Genomic DNA, 15066 nt, shown 5'->3' with positions numbered 1-15066 from the left:
ATGCGGTGCGCGTCACAGGACGCGCGGACCGGCCGTCGCGTCAGATGTCGTCGCGCAGGTCGTCCTGGATGTCGTCGAAGGCCTGCTGGCTCTTCTGCTGGCCCTGCTGGGCCTGCTGCTGCCCCTTCTGTTGCTGCTGCTGGCCCTTCTGCTGGCCCTTCTGCTGGGCCTTCTGCTTGGCGTCCTGCATCTTCTGCTTGGCCTGCTGGCCCTTCTGCTGGGCCTGGTCCTTCATTCCCATGCCGGTTTCTCACTTTCCTGGATCATTCGGGAGGATCCCGGAACCACCGTGACATGACCGGACGCAGGCCGCATATCGTACGGTTACCCTCCGCTACCCCCGGGCGTGAGCCTGCTCGTCGGCCGCGCCGCCCGCGCCCACCAGCCCGGTGCGCACACCGGCCAGCCGGGGCTCGACGCGCCGCATCTCGCGCGGCCCGGCCGCCCCGACGACGAACGGGAGCAGGCCCCGGACGCCCTGCATGCCGCGCAGCCACCGCTGGGCGTAGACGTGCGCCGAGCGGCGCTCGATGCCGTCCACGAGCCGGTCGACGGCCGGGCCGAGCGGGTAGGTGCGGTTGGCGGGCCAGGGCAGCCGGCGGCGCAGTTCGCGCAGCGCGTCGTTCTCGTCGGCCCCGCGCACCATGTCGGTGTCGGTCCAGCTCAGATAGGCCACGCCGACGCCCACACCGCGGTGGGCGACCTCGGCGCGCAGACTGTGCGCGTACGCCTCCACGCCCGCCTTCGACGCGCAGTACGCGCTCATCAGCGGCGCCGGCGCGATGGCCGCGAGCGAGGCGATCTGCAACAGGTAGCCGCGGCTCGCGGTGAGCGCGGGCAGGAACGCCCAGCCTGTGACCGCGCTGCCGATGAGGTTGACCTCCACGACGCGGCGCCACGCGTCCGGGTCGGCGTCGGCGAGCGGGCCGCCCGTGGCGACCCCGGCGTTGGCGACGACGACATCGACCCGGCCGTAGCGGCCCGCCACCTCCTCGGCCGCCCGCCGCATCGCCTCGTGGTCGGTGACGTCGGCGTGCCAGTACCCGGCGTCGGCCTCCGGGCGCAGGGACGCGGCGACCCGCCGCAGCTCCCCGGGCTCCAGCCCGACCAGCGCGAGGCGCATCCCGCGCGCGGCCAGCTTGCGCGCCAGCAGCTCCCCGACACCGCGTGCGGCCCCGGTGACGACGGCGACCCGCCCGGCCAGCGGTGCGCGGCCGCTCATCGGGCCGCCTCCGCGGCCGCCGCGGCCCGGCGCACCCGGGGGCCCCTTCGCACCTGGTACTCGGCGAGGTCCACCCGGCGGGTGACCTTGCGGAACTCCGCGGTCGTGCCGGGCCAGACGGTGGTGTTGCGGCCGCCGGCGTCCAGGTACCAGCTGTCGCAGCCGGTGTTCCACACGGTCGACGCCATGCGCTTCTGCAGCTTGCGGTTCCAGTCGCGCACGGCCGAGGGACGGGCGTCGAGGGCGGCCCGGCCGCCGAGGGTGCGCAGCTGGCGGAGGAAGTCGGCCATGTAGTTCAGCTGGGACTCGATGATCAGGATCATCGAGTTGTTCCCGAGGCCGGTGTTGGGGCCGATGACCATGAGGAAGTTGGGGAAGCCGGCGACGCTGGCCCCGCGCAGGGCCGCCATGCCGTCCTTCCACTCCTCGGCGAGCGTACGGCCCTCGGCGCCGGTGACGCGCTGGGCGATGGGCATGTCGGTCACCCGGAAGCCGGTGCCGAAGACGATCGCGTCGGCCTCCGCCTGGGTGCCGTCCGCCGCGACGAGCGTCGAACCGCGCACCTCGGCCAGGCCGGAGGCGACGAGGTCGACATTGGGACGGGTGAGGGCCGGGTAGTAGTCGTCGGACAGCAGGATGCGCTTGCAGCCGATGCGGTAGTCGGGGCGCAGCTTGGCCCGCAGCTCCGGGTCGGCGACGGCCTTGGTCATGTGCCGGGTGGCGTAGCCCTCCAGCAGGCCCAGCTCGTCGGGCCACTTGGTGAACAGGCCGGTCTGCAGCTCCCGGATGCCCCACAGCACGCCGCGCCGCACGGTCCCGGTGCCGGGCAGCCGGTCGTGCAGCCACCGCTCGGCCGCCGTGATCCGCCGGTCCCTGCGCGGCAGCACCCAGGGCGGGGTGCGCTGGAAGAGGGTCAGCCGTTCGACCTCCGGCTGGATGCTCGGCACGATCTGGATCGCGGAGGCGCCGGTGCCGATCACCGCGACGCGTTTGCCGCGCAGGTCGTAGTCGTGGTCCCAGCGGGCGGAGTGGAAGACCGGGCCGGGGAAGTCCGCGAGCCCCGGCACGTCGGGGATCCTCGGGTCGGAGAGCGGCCCGGTGGCGGAGACGACCACGTCGGCGGTGTAGCTCTCGCCGGTGGTGTCGACCTCCCAGTGCAGCTGCCCGGCGTCCCAGCGCAGGGCCGTCACCTCGGAGTGCAGGCGGATGTGCGGCCGCAGCCCGAAGGTGTCGGCGACGTGCTCCAGGTACGCCCGGATGTGCCGCTGCCCGGAGAAGCTGTGCGGCCAGGCGGGATTGGGGGCGAAGGAGAAGGAGTAGAGGTGGGAGGGCACGTCGCAGGCGCAGCCGGGGTAGGTGTTGTCCCGCCAGGTGCCGCCGATCGCGCCGGCCCGTTCCAGGACCACGAAGTCGGTGATCCCCTCCCGGCGCAGCCGCACCGCCGCGCCGAGCCCCCCGAACCCGGAGCCGATCACCGCTACCCGTACGTGCTCGACCATGCCGCCGCCTCCCCGCAGCCGCCCGACCGCGCCAGCGATCGCTGGCACAGTCGGGAGCGTAAGACAGGGCCCAGCACGGCGGTAGGGGTCCGAGGAAAGGAAGTTACCGGCGGTCACTCCCCTCCGGGTTCGGTCATGCCCCGAAGACGGCCGTCACCGGCGCGTGGTCGCTCCACCGCTCGGCGTGGGTGGCGGCGCGCTCGACCCGGGCCTTGAGCGCGCGCCCGGCCAGGCCCGGCGTCGCGACCAGGTAGTCGATGCGCCAGCCGGAGTCGTTGTCGAAGGCCCGGCCCCGGTAGGACCACCACGAGTACGGCCCGTCGACGCCCGGGTGCAGGGCGCGGACCACGTCCGTGTACTCCGCGAAGACCTTGGTCAGCCAGTCGCGCTCCTCCGGGAGGAAGCCGGCGCTCTTGCGGTTGGCCTTCCAGTTCTTGAGGTCGGCCTCGGTGTGCGCGATGTTCCAGTCGCCGCACACCAGCACCTCGCGGCCCTCGGCAGCCGCGCGGGCCTTCAGGCCCACCAGGTACGGGAGGAACTCCGCCATGAAGCGTTCCTTCTCGTCCTGGCGCTCCGTGCCGACCTCACCGGAGGGCAGATAGAGGCTGGCCACCGTGACGCCCGGCAGGTCGACCTCCAGATAGCGGCCGCTGCCGTCGAACTCGGCCGAGCCGAAGCCCACCCGCACCGCGTCCGGCTCCCGCCGCGAGTACACCGACACCCCGGCCCGGCCCTTGGCGGCCGCCGGCGCGTGGAAGGCGTACCAGCCGGCGGGCTCGCGCACCTCGTCCGGCAGCTGGTGCGGCTCGGCGCGCACTTCCTGGAGACAGACGACGTCGGCCTCGGTGGCCGCGAGCCAGTCGACGAAGCCCTTCTTGGCGGCGGCGCGGAGGCCGTTCACATTGACGGTGGTGACGGTGAGCATTCCGGCACGATACCGATTTCCGTACCATTCCCCGAATGGAGATCGTGTCCGTCGCGTACGACCATCCCGACGCGGTGAGGCTGCAGGACGAGGTCCAACTCGAGTACGTCGAGCGGTACGGGGACGGTGATCTCACCCCGCTCGAAGCGTCCCATTTCGCCCCGCCGCGTGGCCTGTATCTCATCGCCTACGACCCCGTCGGCCGCCCCGTCGCCACCGGCGCCTGGCGCGCCCGCGACCACGACGAGGAGGGCTACGCGGACGGCGACGCGGAACTGAAGCGGATGTACGTCGTACCGGCCGCGCGGGGCCGCGGGCTGGCCCGTCTCCTCCTGGCCCGCCTGGAGGAGGACGCACGGGCGGCGGGCCGCGTACGGATGGTCCTGGAGACGGGCCTGAAACAGCCGGAGGCCCTCGCGCTCTACCGCTCCGCGGGGTACGCGCCGGCCACCCCGAAGTTCGGCATCTACCGCCACCACCAGGACAGCCGCTGCTTCGCAAAGCGGCTCCGGCCCTGATCCCGGGGGCTCCGGCCCTGATCCCGGGGGCTCCGCCCCCGTTACTGCTCCCCCGTGCGAACCGCTCCCGTCAGGTCGAGGGTCGCCACCGCGCCTCCCGCCTCCTCGTTGGCGAACGCAAGGTCCGCCCCCAGCACCCTCGCCTGGCCCACCGCTATCGTCAGCCCCAGCCCGAGCCCCACGCCGCCCCCCGAGGCCGTGCGGAAGCGCTGGGGCCCGTGGGCCAGGAGATCGGCCGGGAAGCCCGGCCCCCGGTCGCGGACGCGTATGACACCGCCGTCGACCTCGACCGTCACCGGCGCCGCGCCGTGCCGGAACGCGTTGGTGACGAGGTTGGCCAGGACCCGCTCCACGCGCCGGGCGTCGGTCTCGACGAGGCAGTCGCGCTCGACGCGTATCGCCACCTCACCCGGCGCGGACGCGCCCCGTACCGCGCGCCGCACGAGCGCGCCCAGCTCGCGCACGTCCGTGTCGGCCCGCTCCGTGTCGCCGTCGAGGCGGGCCACCTCCAGCACGTCCTCCATCAGCTCGTGCACCCGCCGGGCCCGCTCCTGGACCATCTCCGCCGGCCGGCCCGGCGGCAGCAGCGCCGCGGCGGCGACCAGGCCGGCGACCGGCGTACGCAGCTCGTGCGCGATATTGGCGGTGACCTCGCGCTCCGCGGTGAGACGGGCCGCGAGCGCGTCGGCCATGCTGTTGACGGCCATGGTCAGCCGGGCGATCTCGTCGCGCCCGCCACGCGGCCGCAGCCGGGCCGTGAGGTCTCCCTCGGCGATGCGCTCGGCGATCCGGGCCGAGGCGTTGAGCCGGCGCCCGGCGACGGTGGCGAGCGCCACGCCGACGACCCCGGCGAAGGCGGTGCCGAGCCCCCCGGCGAGGATCAGCACCTCGTCGAGCCGGCGGAGGTTGCGCAGCTCGCGGACGTAGGGATGACGCAGGGCGACGACGTCCCGGCCCGCCGGGCCGGCGGCCCACAGCATCGGCCGGTCGCCGGAGAGGTCGAGGTAGACGCACCGCTTGCCGTGCTCCACGGCCCGCCGCACCGGCGCCGGCAGCCGGTCGGGGTTGACCATCGTCTTCGGCCGGTGGAGGCCGGCGAGGTGGTCCTCGACGGCCGTGGCCAGCCGCGAGTCGAGCGTGTCGCGGGCCGTCTCCAGCTGGGTCACGGCGGTGCGGTGGTGCACCACCACGCCGATGATGACGGAGACCAGGGCGGCGGTGAGCGTGATGGCCACGCCGATCTTCGTGCGCAGTCCCATGCGTTCCGGCTCCTCGACGGCTAGCGGCCGGCCCGGCGGCCGTGGCCGAAGAAACGATCCTGCCGTATGGCGCCGCCGGCCACGAAGGACGCCGGACGGCGTGGCGGCAGTTGCGTCCGCCTTCCGCGCCGGGGCCCGGCCTTAGCAGGCCGGCGCCGTCTCATGGGGCCATTCGGGCCAAATGTAACCGGCGTGGCTGGTTCGACACCCGCGCCCCTGCCCCGCCGGCGCCGGCGGCTCGTAGGATCACCGCGCTCCCGCCGCCCGTACGCCCCCCGTAGTGCCACGGTGGAGGTCACCATGCACATCGCCCGTCGTACGCTCCTCGGCGCCCTCGCCGGATCCGCCGCGTTCGGCGCGGCGGGCGTGCCCTCGGGGACGGCGGGTGCGGTGGAACGGGCCGGCGACGGTCCGCCCGGCGGCGCGGCCGCCGCCGCGCTGGCCCGGCTGCTGCCCCGGCACCACCGGCAGGTCGCCTTCCGCACGGTCGCCCGCGCCGGCGGCACGGACGCCTTCCGGGTCTCCGGGCAGCCCGGCCGGATCACGGTGGAGGGCACGACACCCGCCGTCCAGCTGGCCGGCTTCCACCGCTACCTGCGGGACGTGGCCCGCGCCCACATCTCCTGGAACGGCGAACAGACCGCCCTCCCCGACCGCCTGCCCGCCGTCCGCACCCCGCTGACCGGCACCGCCAACGCCGTCCACCGCTTCGCGTTCAACGACACCAACGACGCCTACACCGGCCCGTACCGCGGCTGGGACTACTGGGAGCGCGAGATCGACGTCCTCGCGCTGCACGGCTTCAACGAGGTCCTCGTCTACGCGGGCGCCGACACCGTCTACCTCCGCACCTTCCTGGAGCACGGCTACACCGAGGCGGAGCTGCTGCGCTGGATCCCCGGCCCGGCGCACCAGCCGTGGTGGCTGGTGCAGAACCTGTCCGCCTTCGGCGGCCCCGTCTCCCGCCCGCTGCTCGACCGGCGCCTCGCGCTCGCCCAGCGGATCGTGCGGCGGCTGCGCGAGCTGGGCATGACGCCCGTCCTGCCGGGCTGGTTCGGCACGGTGCCGCCCGACTTCGTCCGGCGCAACCAGGGCGCCCGCGTCGTGCCGCAGGGCGACTGGGGCGGCTTCCACCGGCCCGACTGGCTCGACCCGCGCCTCCCGCACTTCGCACGCGTCGCCCGCACCTACTACCGGGTGCAGCGGGAGCTGTTCGGCGCCACCACCATGTACAAGATGGACCTGCTGCACGAGGGCGGCACCGCCGGCGACGTCCCCATCGGCGACGCCGCGCGGGCCGTGGAGAAGGCCCTGCGCACCGCCCATCCGGACGCCGTCTGGGCCATCCTGGGCTGGCAGACCAATCCGCGCCGCGAGATCCTCGACGCGGTCGACCGCTCCCGCATGCTCGTCCTCGACGGCCTCTCCGACCGCAACACGAAGGTCACCGACCGGGAGGCGGACTGGGGCGGCACGCCGTACGCCTTCGGCTCGATCTGGAACTTCGGCGGCCACACGGCGATGGGCGCCAACGCGCCGGACTGGGTGCGGCTGTACGACCAGTGGCGGAGGAAGCCCGGCAGCGCGCTGCGCGGCATCGCGCTGATGCCCGAGGCCGCCGACAACAACCCGGCCGCGCTCGCCCTCTTCTCCGACCTCGCCTGGACGGACCGGCCGATCGACCTCGACACCTGGTTCGCCCGCTGGCCCGGGTACCGGTACGGCGGGGCCGACCCGAACGCGGAGCGCGCGTGGCGCATCCTGCGCCGCACCGCCTACGGCACCACCCGTGCCGACGGCTGGAGCGAGTCCGCCGACGGTCTCTTCGGCGCCCGCCCGGACCTGGCCGTCAACCGGGCGGCGTCCTGGTCGCCGCGCCAGGAGCGGTACGACGTCGCCGAGTTCGCGAAGGCCCTGCCCGCGCTGCTGGCGGTCGCACCGGAACTGCGGCGGAGCTCCGCCTACCGCTACGACCTCCTGGACGTCGCCCGCCAGGCCGTCTCGCACCGGGCCCGGCTGCTGCTGCCGCGCGTCAAGGCCGCGTACGAGGCGGGGGACCGGCGCCGTTTCGGCGACCTCACGCGGCAGTGGCTGGACTGGATGGCCCTGCTCGAGGACGTCGTCGCCACGGACGACCGCCATCTGCTGGGCCGCTGGATCGCGGACGCCCGCGCCTGGGGCGGCACGGCGGCCGAGCGCGACCGCCTCGAGGACGACGCCGTGTCCCTGCTGACGGTCTGGGGCCCGCGCGACTCGGCCAACGCGGGCAAGCTCCACGACTACGCCAACCGCGAGTGGTCGGGCCTGGTGGGCGGCCTCTACCGGCTGCGCTGGAGCACGTACTTCACCGAACTCGACGCGGCACTGACGGAGCGCCGCAAGCCGCGCCCGATCGACTGGTACACCCTGGAGGAGCGCTGGCTCCGCGCCCACGGTGCCCTCGCGACGACCGCAAGGGGCGACGTGGTCCGCCTGGCCCGCACGGTGGCGTCACGACTGTGAACGAGCCTTTGCCCTGACGGGGCCTGGGGGCACGGGCTGGGACCGTGACCATTCCGCCGGACCCTCACCGCCTCGGCCGATCGCCGTCGCGGCGGAAAATGAAAGGGGGCGGGGGGATCAGGATCCCCCGCGCCCCGGTCGTCAGTGCGCCCGCTTCGTGGGCGTGCGGCTGACCGTGCCTTCGCCGCCCGCGAGCTTCCATTCCTTGTTGTACGGGCCCAGCGGGATCCGCTTCTCGAAGATCGGGGTGCCGAAGATCTTCAGATGGGTGCTCAGCGCCCCCGAAAGGTCGATGCCCCCGTACGCCGCCCAGCGGCCGGTCGCCGACGCGTTGCCGTCGCTGGAAGCGGACGCGCTGCCCGCGACCTCCGCGCGCAGGTACGGGGCGACGCTGGCGCTGACGCCCGCCACGCCGTACAGGCCGACGCTGGCCTCCGCGCCGAGCGCGGCCTTGACGTGGCCCTCGGCCGAGGCCGTGGCCCGCACCGGGGTGCTGTTCATGTTCGACTGGGCGATCGAGGACCAGCCCTTGCCGCGCTGGTACGCGCCGCCGACCTTGAAGTCGCCCTTGAGGTCCTGGCGGACGTCGACGCTCACCTTGCCGTCGGCGTCGACCTGGAGGTAGCAGGTCAGGTCGAGGTTGACGACGACCGGCACCGGGCCGACCTGGATGACCGGGTCCGCGTGCAGCTTGGCGAACGGCACCCGCAGCGGGTTGGCCTCCGTGGAGGCGGCCGCCTGGCCCTTGAGCTCCCACTGGGAGGACCAGTCGCCGGACAGCGTCAGGGAGGCGCTGGCGACGCCGGGCCCGCTGCCGTCGTAGGCGAAGTCGACCTCGGGCGCGAGCTGGACGAAGCCCGCGGCCGACGCCTCGGCCGAGACGGGGCCGCCCTTGGGCGTCGGCAGGGACGCGCCGACGTCCAGCCGCAGGCTGCCCAGCGGCAGCTTGGCGCCCTCGGGGCCGACGTGCAGGTCGCCGGTCTTCGCCCAGGAGACGTTGACCTTGGGGGCGATGGGCTCGACCTTGACGGTGGACGGGTCGACGGGGACCTTGCCCTTCGCCGTCGAGTGGCCCAGCAGGGCGTTGATCGTGGCCGGGGCGGTCTTGACCTCGGTGCCCTGGTCGGTCTTGCCGACGACCTCGGTGACCTTGGCCAGGACACCCTCGGGCGCGCCGGGCGCGGGCGCGCTGGCGATGACGTCGCCGACGGCGACATCGGCCTTGCCGGCGGCACCCGGGTCGTCCGGGGACACGGCGGAGGGTGCCTTGGAAGGTGCCTTGGACGGCGCCTTGGAGGGGGACTGCTTCGCGGGGGCGGCAGCCCCCTTCGTTATGACGGCCCGTCCGGTGCTGCGGTCGAAGGAGGCGACCTTCAGGGCGGACTTCTCCGCCTTCCGGTCGTCGCCACCGTCCGGCCGCGCCACCGCACTCGGCACGCCCGCCCCGTCGGGGGCGGCGGCCTTCACGGCGAGTTGCGGAGAGGTGTTGGAGCCGGCGGCGGCCACCGGCTCCGTGCCGCCGTCCGCCCGGGCGTCGGCGGGGCCGGACGCCGCGGAGGAGCAACCGGCGACGAGGAGGGAGGCGGCGGACAGCGCCGGAAGAACGGCAAACCTGATGGATCTGCGCAAGATTGGGTCCTCGGAGGGATGAGGTGGGGGGAGACCGAGGGGTGGTCGATCCCCCGGCCGCGCCGCTGCGCGCGTGACCGCGCGGAGCGATCCGCAAGATCGTGCCATGTGACATTGCGTCCACAGAACCGATTCACCGTCAGAAAGTGAATGATCTGGATCACATCTGGGAGATATGTGTTTGAAACCGATAACATCCGGGCCGTTCTTCTTTGCTGCACAAGGGAGATGAGAGGGGCGCCGGATGGCGGACGAAGGCGGACGGCCACTACGGGTGCCGGTCGGCGAGGACGCGGCGCGCTGGGTCACGCGAAGCCGCTGCCGGCGCGTGCTGCTCGTCGTGCACAACGTGACGTCCGCGACCCGGCTGCTGGACGTAATCCCCTTGCTGGGCGGCGACTTGCGCGTGCAGCTGCTGGCGACGTGCACCGGCTCGTCGCCCTTCCTGGCCGGCGTGCCGGAGCTGCTGGCGGAGGCGGGGCTGCCGGTGCTGCCGTGGGAGCAGGCGAAGGCGACGCCGGTCGACCTCGCGATATCGGCGAGTTACGGCGGTGAACTGCACCTGATTCAGGGGAAGTTGATCGTCCTGTCGCATGGAATTGGATACAATAAGAGACTCGGGCAGCCCGGAGCCCGGAGCCCGGAGCCCGGAGCCCGGAGCCCGGAGCCCGGAGCCCGGAGCCCGTCTTCGGCCTCGCGCCCGACTGGCTGCTGCACGAGGGGCGCCCCCTCGCCACCGCGACGGTCCTCTCCCACCCCGAGCAGCTCCAACGCCTCGCCGCCGCCTGCCCGGAGGCCGCCCCGACCGCCGTGCTCGCCGGGGATCCCTGCTACGACCGCATCCTCGCCGCCCTGCCCCACCGTGACCGCTTCCGCCGGGCCCTGGGCGTCGCGCCCGGCCAGCGTCTGATCGTCCTCAACTCCACCTGGTCGGCGCGCTCCCTCCTCGGTGACGCGGGCGGCGCCACGGGTACCGACGACCCGGCCTCCTGGCTGCTCCCCCGCCTGCTCTCCGAACTCCCCGCCGACGAGTACCGCACCGTCGCCGTCCTGCACCCCAACATCTGGTACGGGCACGGGCCCGGCCAGGTGCGGGCCTGGCTCGACCGGGCCCGGCGGGCCGGGCTCACGCTCGTGCACCCCCTCGACGCCTGGCGGCAGGCGCTGATCGCCGCGGACTGCCTCATCGGCGACCACGGCAGCGTCACCTACTACGCCGCCGCCGTCGGCACGCCCGTACTGCTCGCCGCCTTCCCCCACGACGCCCTCGACCCGCACTCGCCCGTCGCCGCCCTGGGCCGCACCGCGCCGCGGCTGCGCCCCGGCGACGACCCGCGGCGGCGGATCGAGGACGTCATCGCGGCCCACGACCCCCGCGACCACGCCGCCCTGGCCGAGCAGACGAGTTCCTCCCCCGGCCGGTCCGCCGCGCTCCTGCGCCGCCTCTGCTACGACCTCATCGGCATCCCCGAGCCCGCCGACCGCCCCGCCCTGCTGGACCGGCTGCCGCTGCCCGCGTTCGAACCCGTCGAGCGCACCGCGCCCGTGCGCGTCCTGTCCCGGCTGGTCAGCGGCGACCCGCCCGAGGTCGCCGTCACCCGCTACCCGGACGCCGCGCACGAGCCGGAGGGCCCGGACGCCGACGGCGCCCACACGCTCGTGCACGAGGACACCCGGGACACCGGCCGGCTGGACGTCGCCGACGTCATCGTCCGCTACGGCGCGGCCGACGACCCCCGCACGGGCCCGCCCGCCGCGTGGACGGCCGAGGTGCTCGAACGCCACCCGTACTGCGGGCTCGCCGCGTATGTCACCGGGCCGGACCGCTGCACGGTCCGCACCCGCGCCGGCGATCTGCTTGTCCTCTCCGCCGCGCCCGGCCCCGACGGCCGGCCGGACCTGTGCGACCCGGCGGCCTACGCGTCCGCGCTCCACGCGTGGCTGGCCGCCGGCAAGGCACTGCCGGAGACCGGCGACGGCATGACGGTCGTCACCGGGACGTCCCGGCACCGGATCACGGTCACCCCGGCCGCGACGCCATAGCGCCTGCCCGGCGGATCCGCATCCGCGAACACGGCGACCGGCGCCTCGGCCACGACCCGCCGGAGGAGGCCACAGCGCGTCAGTCCCCGGCGAGTTCGGCGAGCTGGGCGTCCACCCGGGCCACGCCCGACCACACCTCCGACTCCTCGTAGAGCGAGCGGGCCTCGCGCAGCCACCGCTCCTCCTCCGCCGCGTCGCCGAGCGCGCGTGCGCAGCGGGCGCACATCTCGGCGGCGTCCGCCTGCAGCAGCCCGGCACCGCCCGCGCGCATGGCGGTGAAGGCGTCGGCGAGGGACGCGCGGGCCGCGCCCGGGTCGCCGGCGCGCAGCCGCATCTCGCCGAGGTTCATGTGGACGCGGCCCTCGTTGTGGGGGTCGGCGCCGGGCAGGGCGCGGATCCGTATCAGAGCCCGGTCGAACTGCGCCTCGGCCGCCGCGTACCGGTCCTGTCCGGCGAGGGCGCGGGCGATGTGCCGTTCCAGCAGGGCGAGGGCGCGCGGCACGTCCTCCGCGCCGTCCTCGTCCGGCTCGATCTCCCGGAGGACGTCCTGGGCGGTGCGGAAGCAGTCCTCGGCCTCGGCGTAGCGCCACTGCCGGAGCCGTACGAGGCCGAGGGTCTCGACGGCGGTGGCCCGGCCCCGGCGGTGACCGGCGCTCTCGTCCGCCGCGGCCGCCTCGGCCAGCGCCTCCTCGGCCTCGGCGTACTGCCCGAGCCCGAGGTGGGCGAAGGCGAGCTGGACCAGCGTCCGGGCCTCGGGCCGGCGGTCGCCCGTCCGGGCGGCCTCGCGGCGGGCGGCGGCGACGCCGCGGCGGTGGGTGTCCACCCACTGCTGGTGGAAGCCGAGCATCAGGTGCAGGGCCCACATCGCCTCGCACAACTGCCAGACGAGGTCGTCGAAGCCGTACTCCCCGGCGGCCCGGACGGCCTCGGCGAGGTTCTCGCGCTCGCGCCGCAGCTCGGCCAGGGCCCGGCGGGCGTGCGCGGGCGTCCAGTCGGCCGGGCGGCTCAGCTCCCGGTAGGCGGGGCCGAGGCGCCAGCGCAGCGGCATGGCGAGGAAGTCGGCGGCGGCCGCGGCGTCCAGCTGCCGTTCGACCGTGCGGCGCACGGCGTCCGCGATCGCGGCGTGGCCGTCCTCGGCGCGGGCGCGCAGGCGGGCGTGGCGGCGTACGGCGTCGTGGACGCGGTAGCGGTCGTCGCCCGCCTCCCGCAGCAGACCGGCGGCGGCGAGTTCGCGCAGGCGGGCGCGGGCCTCGTCGTTCGCGATGCCGGCCGCCGCGGCGGCGTGCGCGACGGTGACGGCCGTGCGGCGCACGCCCAGCAGCCGGTAGAGGCGGGCGGTCGCGGGGGCGAGGGCGCGGTAGGCGAGGTCGGTGGTCCGCTCGACGGGGCCGTCCGTCTCCTGTTCCCGTCGGCTCGCGGCGAGTTCGCCGGCGACCGTCTCCAGCCCGGCGCCGTCCTCGCGGAGGGCGGCGAGGGCCGCCACCTCGGCGAGCGCGAGCGGGACCCCGCCGCAGCGTTCGACGACGGCCTCGGCGCTCGTCCGCCGCCGGGCGACGCGGTCGGCGCCGGCGATCCGGGCGAGCAGCCGGAGCGAGTCCGCGGTGGACAGCGGGCCGACGCGCAGGGGCAGGGCGCCGTGCCTGTGCACGAGTTCGGGGATCGGCCGGCGGCTGGTGACGATGACGAGCGAGTCGGTGCCGCCGGCCAGCAGCGGGGCGATCTGGGGGTAGCCGTGGGCGTTGTCGAGGACGACGACCGTCCGCAGGCCGGCCGTGCGGGAACGGTAGAGCGCCGTCTGCCGCTCCCGTGTGGGCGGGATGTCAGCGCCGGGGACGCCGAGCCAGCCGAGGAACTCGGTGAGCACGGCGGAGGGCCCGGCGGCGTCCTGGGAGGAGTCGCCCGCGAGGTCGATGTACAACTGGGCGTCCGGGAAGCGCTCCTTGAGCGTGTGCGCGCAGTGCGCCGCCGTCTCGCTCTTGCCGATGCCGGCCGGGCCGTGCAGCAGGGCGATCGCCGGTGCGCCGGCGGGGCGGTCCGCCGTGAGCAGTGCGGTGATCTCTGCCAGGATGCTCTCGCGGTCGGTGAAGGCGGCGGTCACCGGCGGCAGCAGCCTCGGGCGGGAGGCCGCGGGCGCCACGGCCTGCGGGGCGTGCGGCCCGAGCCGGCCGGTCTCGCGCAGCCATCCGGCCAGTTCGCGGGCGAAGCCGGGCTCGCGGCGGGCGTGCTCCACGAGCCGTTCGGCCAGGGCGCGCCGCTCGTCCTCGCCGACGGGCGCTGCGGGTTCGCCGACTGCCGCCGGCTCGCCCGCTTCCGCGTCGCGGCCCCGCATCCGCCGGAGGAACCCGGCCAGCGCCTCCGCGCTGCGCCGTCCCATCTCCTGCGCGGCCCCCGACAGCGCGCCCGTGGTCGCGGTGTCGACTGCCGCCAGCACCGCCGAGGTGGTGAACGGATCCACAGGCTGCTCCCCCCTGATGCCGTTTCCGCGTAACGCTAGCGGGAAGATCGCGGCCGAGACAGGTCCGGAACGGCCGCGCCCGGCCGAAAACCGATCCCTTCGCGCCGCCGTCATGCCGCCTCCCCGGGGAGGGCGAACGCCTCGGGCACGGCGCGGGAGAGGTGCTCGTAGCCGATGAGGAGCACCCGGGCGAAGGCGGCGGGGTCGGTGAGGGCGAGGATGTGCGGTCCGTCCACGTGGAACAGCCGGACGTACGGCGAGGCCCTGCCCGCCGCCCGCAGGAACGCCCGCTCCTGGGAGCGGAAGAGCCGGTCGTCCCGGCCGTTGACCAGCAGCAGGGGAGCCCGGCAGCGGGCGGCCACGGCCAGGAAGTCGCGGCGGGTCAGGTCCCGCACGACGTCCGTGACGGACCGCAGGGCCATGCCGCCCGCCATGACCGCCCGATGGCTCTCCGGGGGCAGCCGGTGCCGCAGGACCCAGGCGTTGAAGCGGTCGGCGCGCTCGGGCCCGAGCGCGGCGGTGGCGCGGGCGGCCGTCCGGTAGACCGCCCTGGTGAGCCGGTCGGGGCGGCTGGTCGCGCCGTTGACCAGCAGGGCGGCGACGCGCTCGGGGTGCTCGGCGCCGTAGGCGAGCGCCACGTACCCGCCCAGGGAGGTGCCGGCGAGCAGGGGCCTGCGGCCGGTGGCGGCCGTGGCCTCGGCGACCGCCGCGTCGACCCGCTCGACCGCCTCCTCCAGGCTGAAGCGCCGCTCGCTCAGCGCGCCGTGGCCCGGCAGATCGGGAGCGGTGACCCGGAACCGGGGAGCCAGCCGGGCCACATGCGGGCCCCACATGCGGGCGGAGAGGCGGATGCCGTGCACCAGGACCAGGGGGACGCCGTCATCGGGCCCCGCCCGCCAGACCCCGGCCTCCCCCGCGTCCGGCACGAGCTCGTACGCCTGCTGATGCCGATGCTGAACCATCGCTCCCCCGTCCCCCCACATCCAGCGAATGCAACGCAACGTTGCGTTGCAT

The 15066-nt window shown here is 75.0% G+C and carries 11 protein-coding genes; 3 read left to right on the top strand and 8 right to left on the bottom strand.

The window, feature by feature from the left end:
* Positions 1 to 40: 40 nt before the first annotated feature.
* From AB0K09_RS01110 to AB0K09_RS01095, 4 genes are all read right to left on the bottom strand, one after another.
* Entirely contained in the window at positions 41 to 241 is a 201-nt protein-coding gene (locus AB0K09_RS01110; protein WP_366063078.1) for a hypothetical protein, read from the bottom strand.
* A 93-nt stretch (positions 242 to 334) separates the two neighbouring features.
* Positions 335 to 1222, bottom strand: a complete 888-nt coding sequence (locus AB0K09_RS01105) for an SDR family oxidoreductase (protein ID WP_366063077.1) — start codon at positions 1220 to 1222, stop codon at positions 335 to 337.
* Positions 1219 to 2721, bottom strand: coding sequence for an NAD(P)/FAD-dependent oxidoreductase (locus AB0K09_RS01100; RefSeq protein ID WP_366063112.1), 1503 nt, complete (start codon positions 2719 to 2721; stop codon positions 1219 to 1221). The genes AB0K09_RS01105 and AB0K09_RS01100 overlap by 4 nt, the downstream gene beginning before the upstream one ends.
* A 133-nt stretch (positions 2722 to 2854) precedes the next feature.
* Positions 2855 to 3646, bottom strand: coding sequence for an exodeoxyribonuclease III (locus tag AB0K09_RS01095; protein ID WP_366063076.1), 792 nt, complete (start codon positions 3644 to 3646; stop codon positions 2855 to 2857).
* A 35-nt stretch (positions 3647 to 3681) separates the two neighbouring features.
* Between AB0K09_RS01095 and AB0K09_RS01090 the strand changes: the two genes are divergently transcribed.
* Complete coding sequence (locus AB0K09_RS01090; protein ID WP_366063075.1) at positions 3682 to 4164, top strand: GNAT family N-acetyltransferase; 483 nt, start codon at positions 3682 to 3684, stop codon at positions 4162 to 4164.
* A 41-nt stretch (positions 4165 to 4205) separates the two neighbouring features.
* Here AB0K09_RS01090 and AB0K09_RS01085 read toward each other — a convergent pair whose 3' ends face one another.
* On the bottom strand, positions 4206 to 5423 hold the full coding sequence (locus AB0K09_RS01085) for a HAMP domain-containing sensor histidine kinase (protein ID WP_366063073.1): 1218 nt from the start codon (positions 5421 to 5423) through the stop codon (positions 4206 to 4208).
* 300 nt (positions 5424 to 5723) lie between these two features.
* Here AB0K09_RS01085 and AB0K09_RS01080 point away from each other — a divergent pair, with 300 nt between their 5' ends.
* Positions 5724 to 7925 carry an alpha-N-acetylglucosaminidase gene (locus AB0K09_RS01080; RefSeq protein WP_366063072.1) on the top strand — a complete coding sequence of 734 codons (2202 nt, stop codon included), beginning with the start codon at positions 5724 to 5726 and terminating at the stop codon, positions 7923 to 7925.
* A 141-nt stretch (positions 7926 to 8066) separates the two neighbouring features.
* Here AB0K09_RS01080 and AB0K09_RS01075 read toward each other — a convergent pair whose 3' ends face one another.
* Complete coding sequence (locus AB0K09_RS01075; protein ID WP_366063071.1) at positions 8067 to 9554, bottom strand: hypothetical protein; 1488 nt, start codon at positions 9552 to 9554, stop codon at positions 8067 to 8069.
* Positions 9555 to 10364: 810 nt separating this feature from the next.
* Between AB0K09_RS01075 and AB0K09_RS01070 the strand changes: the two genes are divergently transcribed.
* Positions 10365 to 11597 (top strand): hypothetical protein, encoded by a 1233-nt coding sequence (locus AB0K09_RS01070; protein ID WP_366063070.1) that lies wholly within the window; start codon positions 10365 to 10367, stop codon positions 11595 to 11597.
* Positions 11598 to 11676: 79 nt separating this feature from the next.
* Here the strand turns inward: AB0K09_RS01070 and AB0K09_RS01065 are convergent, their stop codons facing one another.
* A complete protein-coding gene (locus AB0K09_RS01065; protein WP_366063069.1) occupies positions 11677 to 14052 on the bottom strand; it encodes a tetratricopeptide repeat protein in 2376 nt (791 codons plus the stop codon).
* Between the two features lie 110 nt (positions 14053 to 14162).
* Positions 14163 to 15014 carry an alpha/beta hydrolase gene (locus AB0K09_RS01060; RefSeq protein ID WP_366063068.1) on the bottom strand — a complete coding sequence of 284 codons (852 nt, stop codon included), beginning with the start codon at positions 15012 to 15014 and terminating at the stop codon, positions 14163 to 14165.
* Positions 15015 to 15066: the final 52 nt, after the last annotated feature.

Origin of the sequence: Streptomyces sp. NPDC049577, from assembly GCF_040675635.1 — a bacterium.
Classification (GTDB): Bacteria; Actinomycetota; Actinomycetes; order Streptomycetales; family Streptomycetaceae; genus Streptomyces.
Note: the sequence above shows the minus strand (reverse complement) of the source record. Positions and strands in the feature narration are given on the sequence as shown.

Excerpts from the sequence above, each read along its gene's own strand:
- AB0K09_RS01110 (WP_366063078.1), bottom strand. The coding sequence starts at position 241 with ATGGGAATGAAGGACCAGGCCCAGCAGAAGGGCCAGCAGGCCAAGCAG.
- AB0K09_RS01105 (WP_366063077.1), bottom strand. The coding sequence starts at position 1,222 with ATGAGCGGCCGCGCACCGCTGGCCGGGCGGGTCGCCGTCGTCACCGGG.
- AB0K09_RS01100 (WP_366063112.1), bottom strand. The coding sequence starts at position 2,721 with ATGGTCGAGCACGTACGGGTAGCGGTGATCGGCTCCGGGTTCGGGGGG.
- AB0K09_RS01095 (WP_366063076.1), bottom strand. The coding sequence starts at position 3,646 with ATGCTCACCGTCACCACCGTCAATGTGAACGGCCTCCGCGCCGCCGCC.
- AB0K09_RS01090 (WP_366063075.1), top strand. The coding sequence starts at position 3,682 with ATGGAGATCGTGTCCGTCGCGTACGACCATCCCGACGCGGTGAGGCTG.
- AB0K09_RS01085 (WP_366063073.1), bottom strand. The coding sequence starts at position 5,423 with ATGGGACTGCGCACGAAGATCGGCGTGGCCATCACGCTCACCGCCGCC.
- AB0K09_RS01080 (WP_366063072.1), top strand. The coding sequence starts at position 5,724 with ATGCACATCGCCCGTCGTACGCTCCTCGGCGCCCTCGCCGGATCCGCC.
- AB0K09_RS01060 (WP_366063068.1), bottom strand. The coding sequence starts at position 15,014 with ATGGTTCAGCATCGGCATCAGCAGGCGTACGAGCTCGTGCCGGACGCG.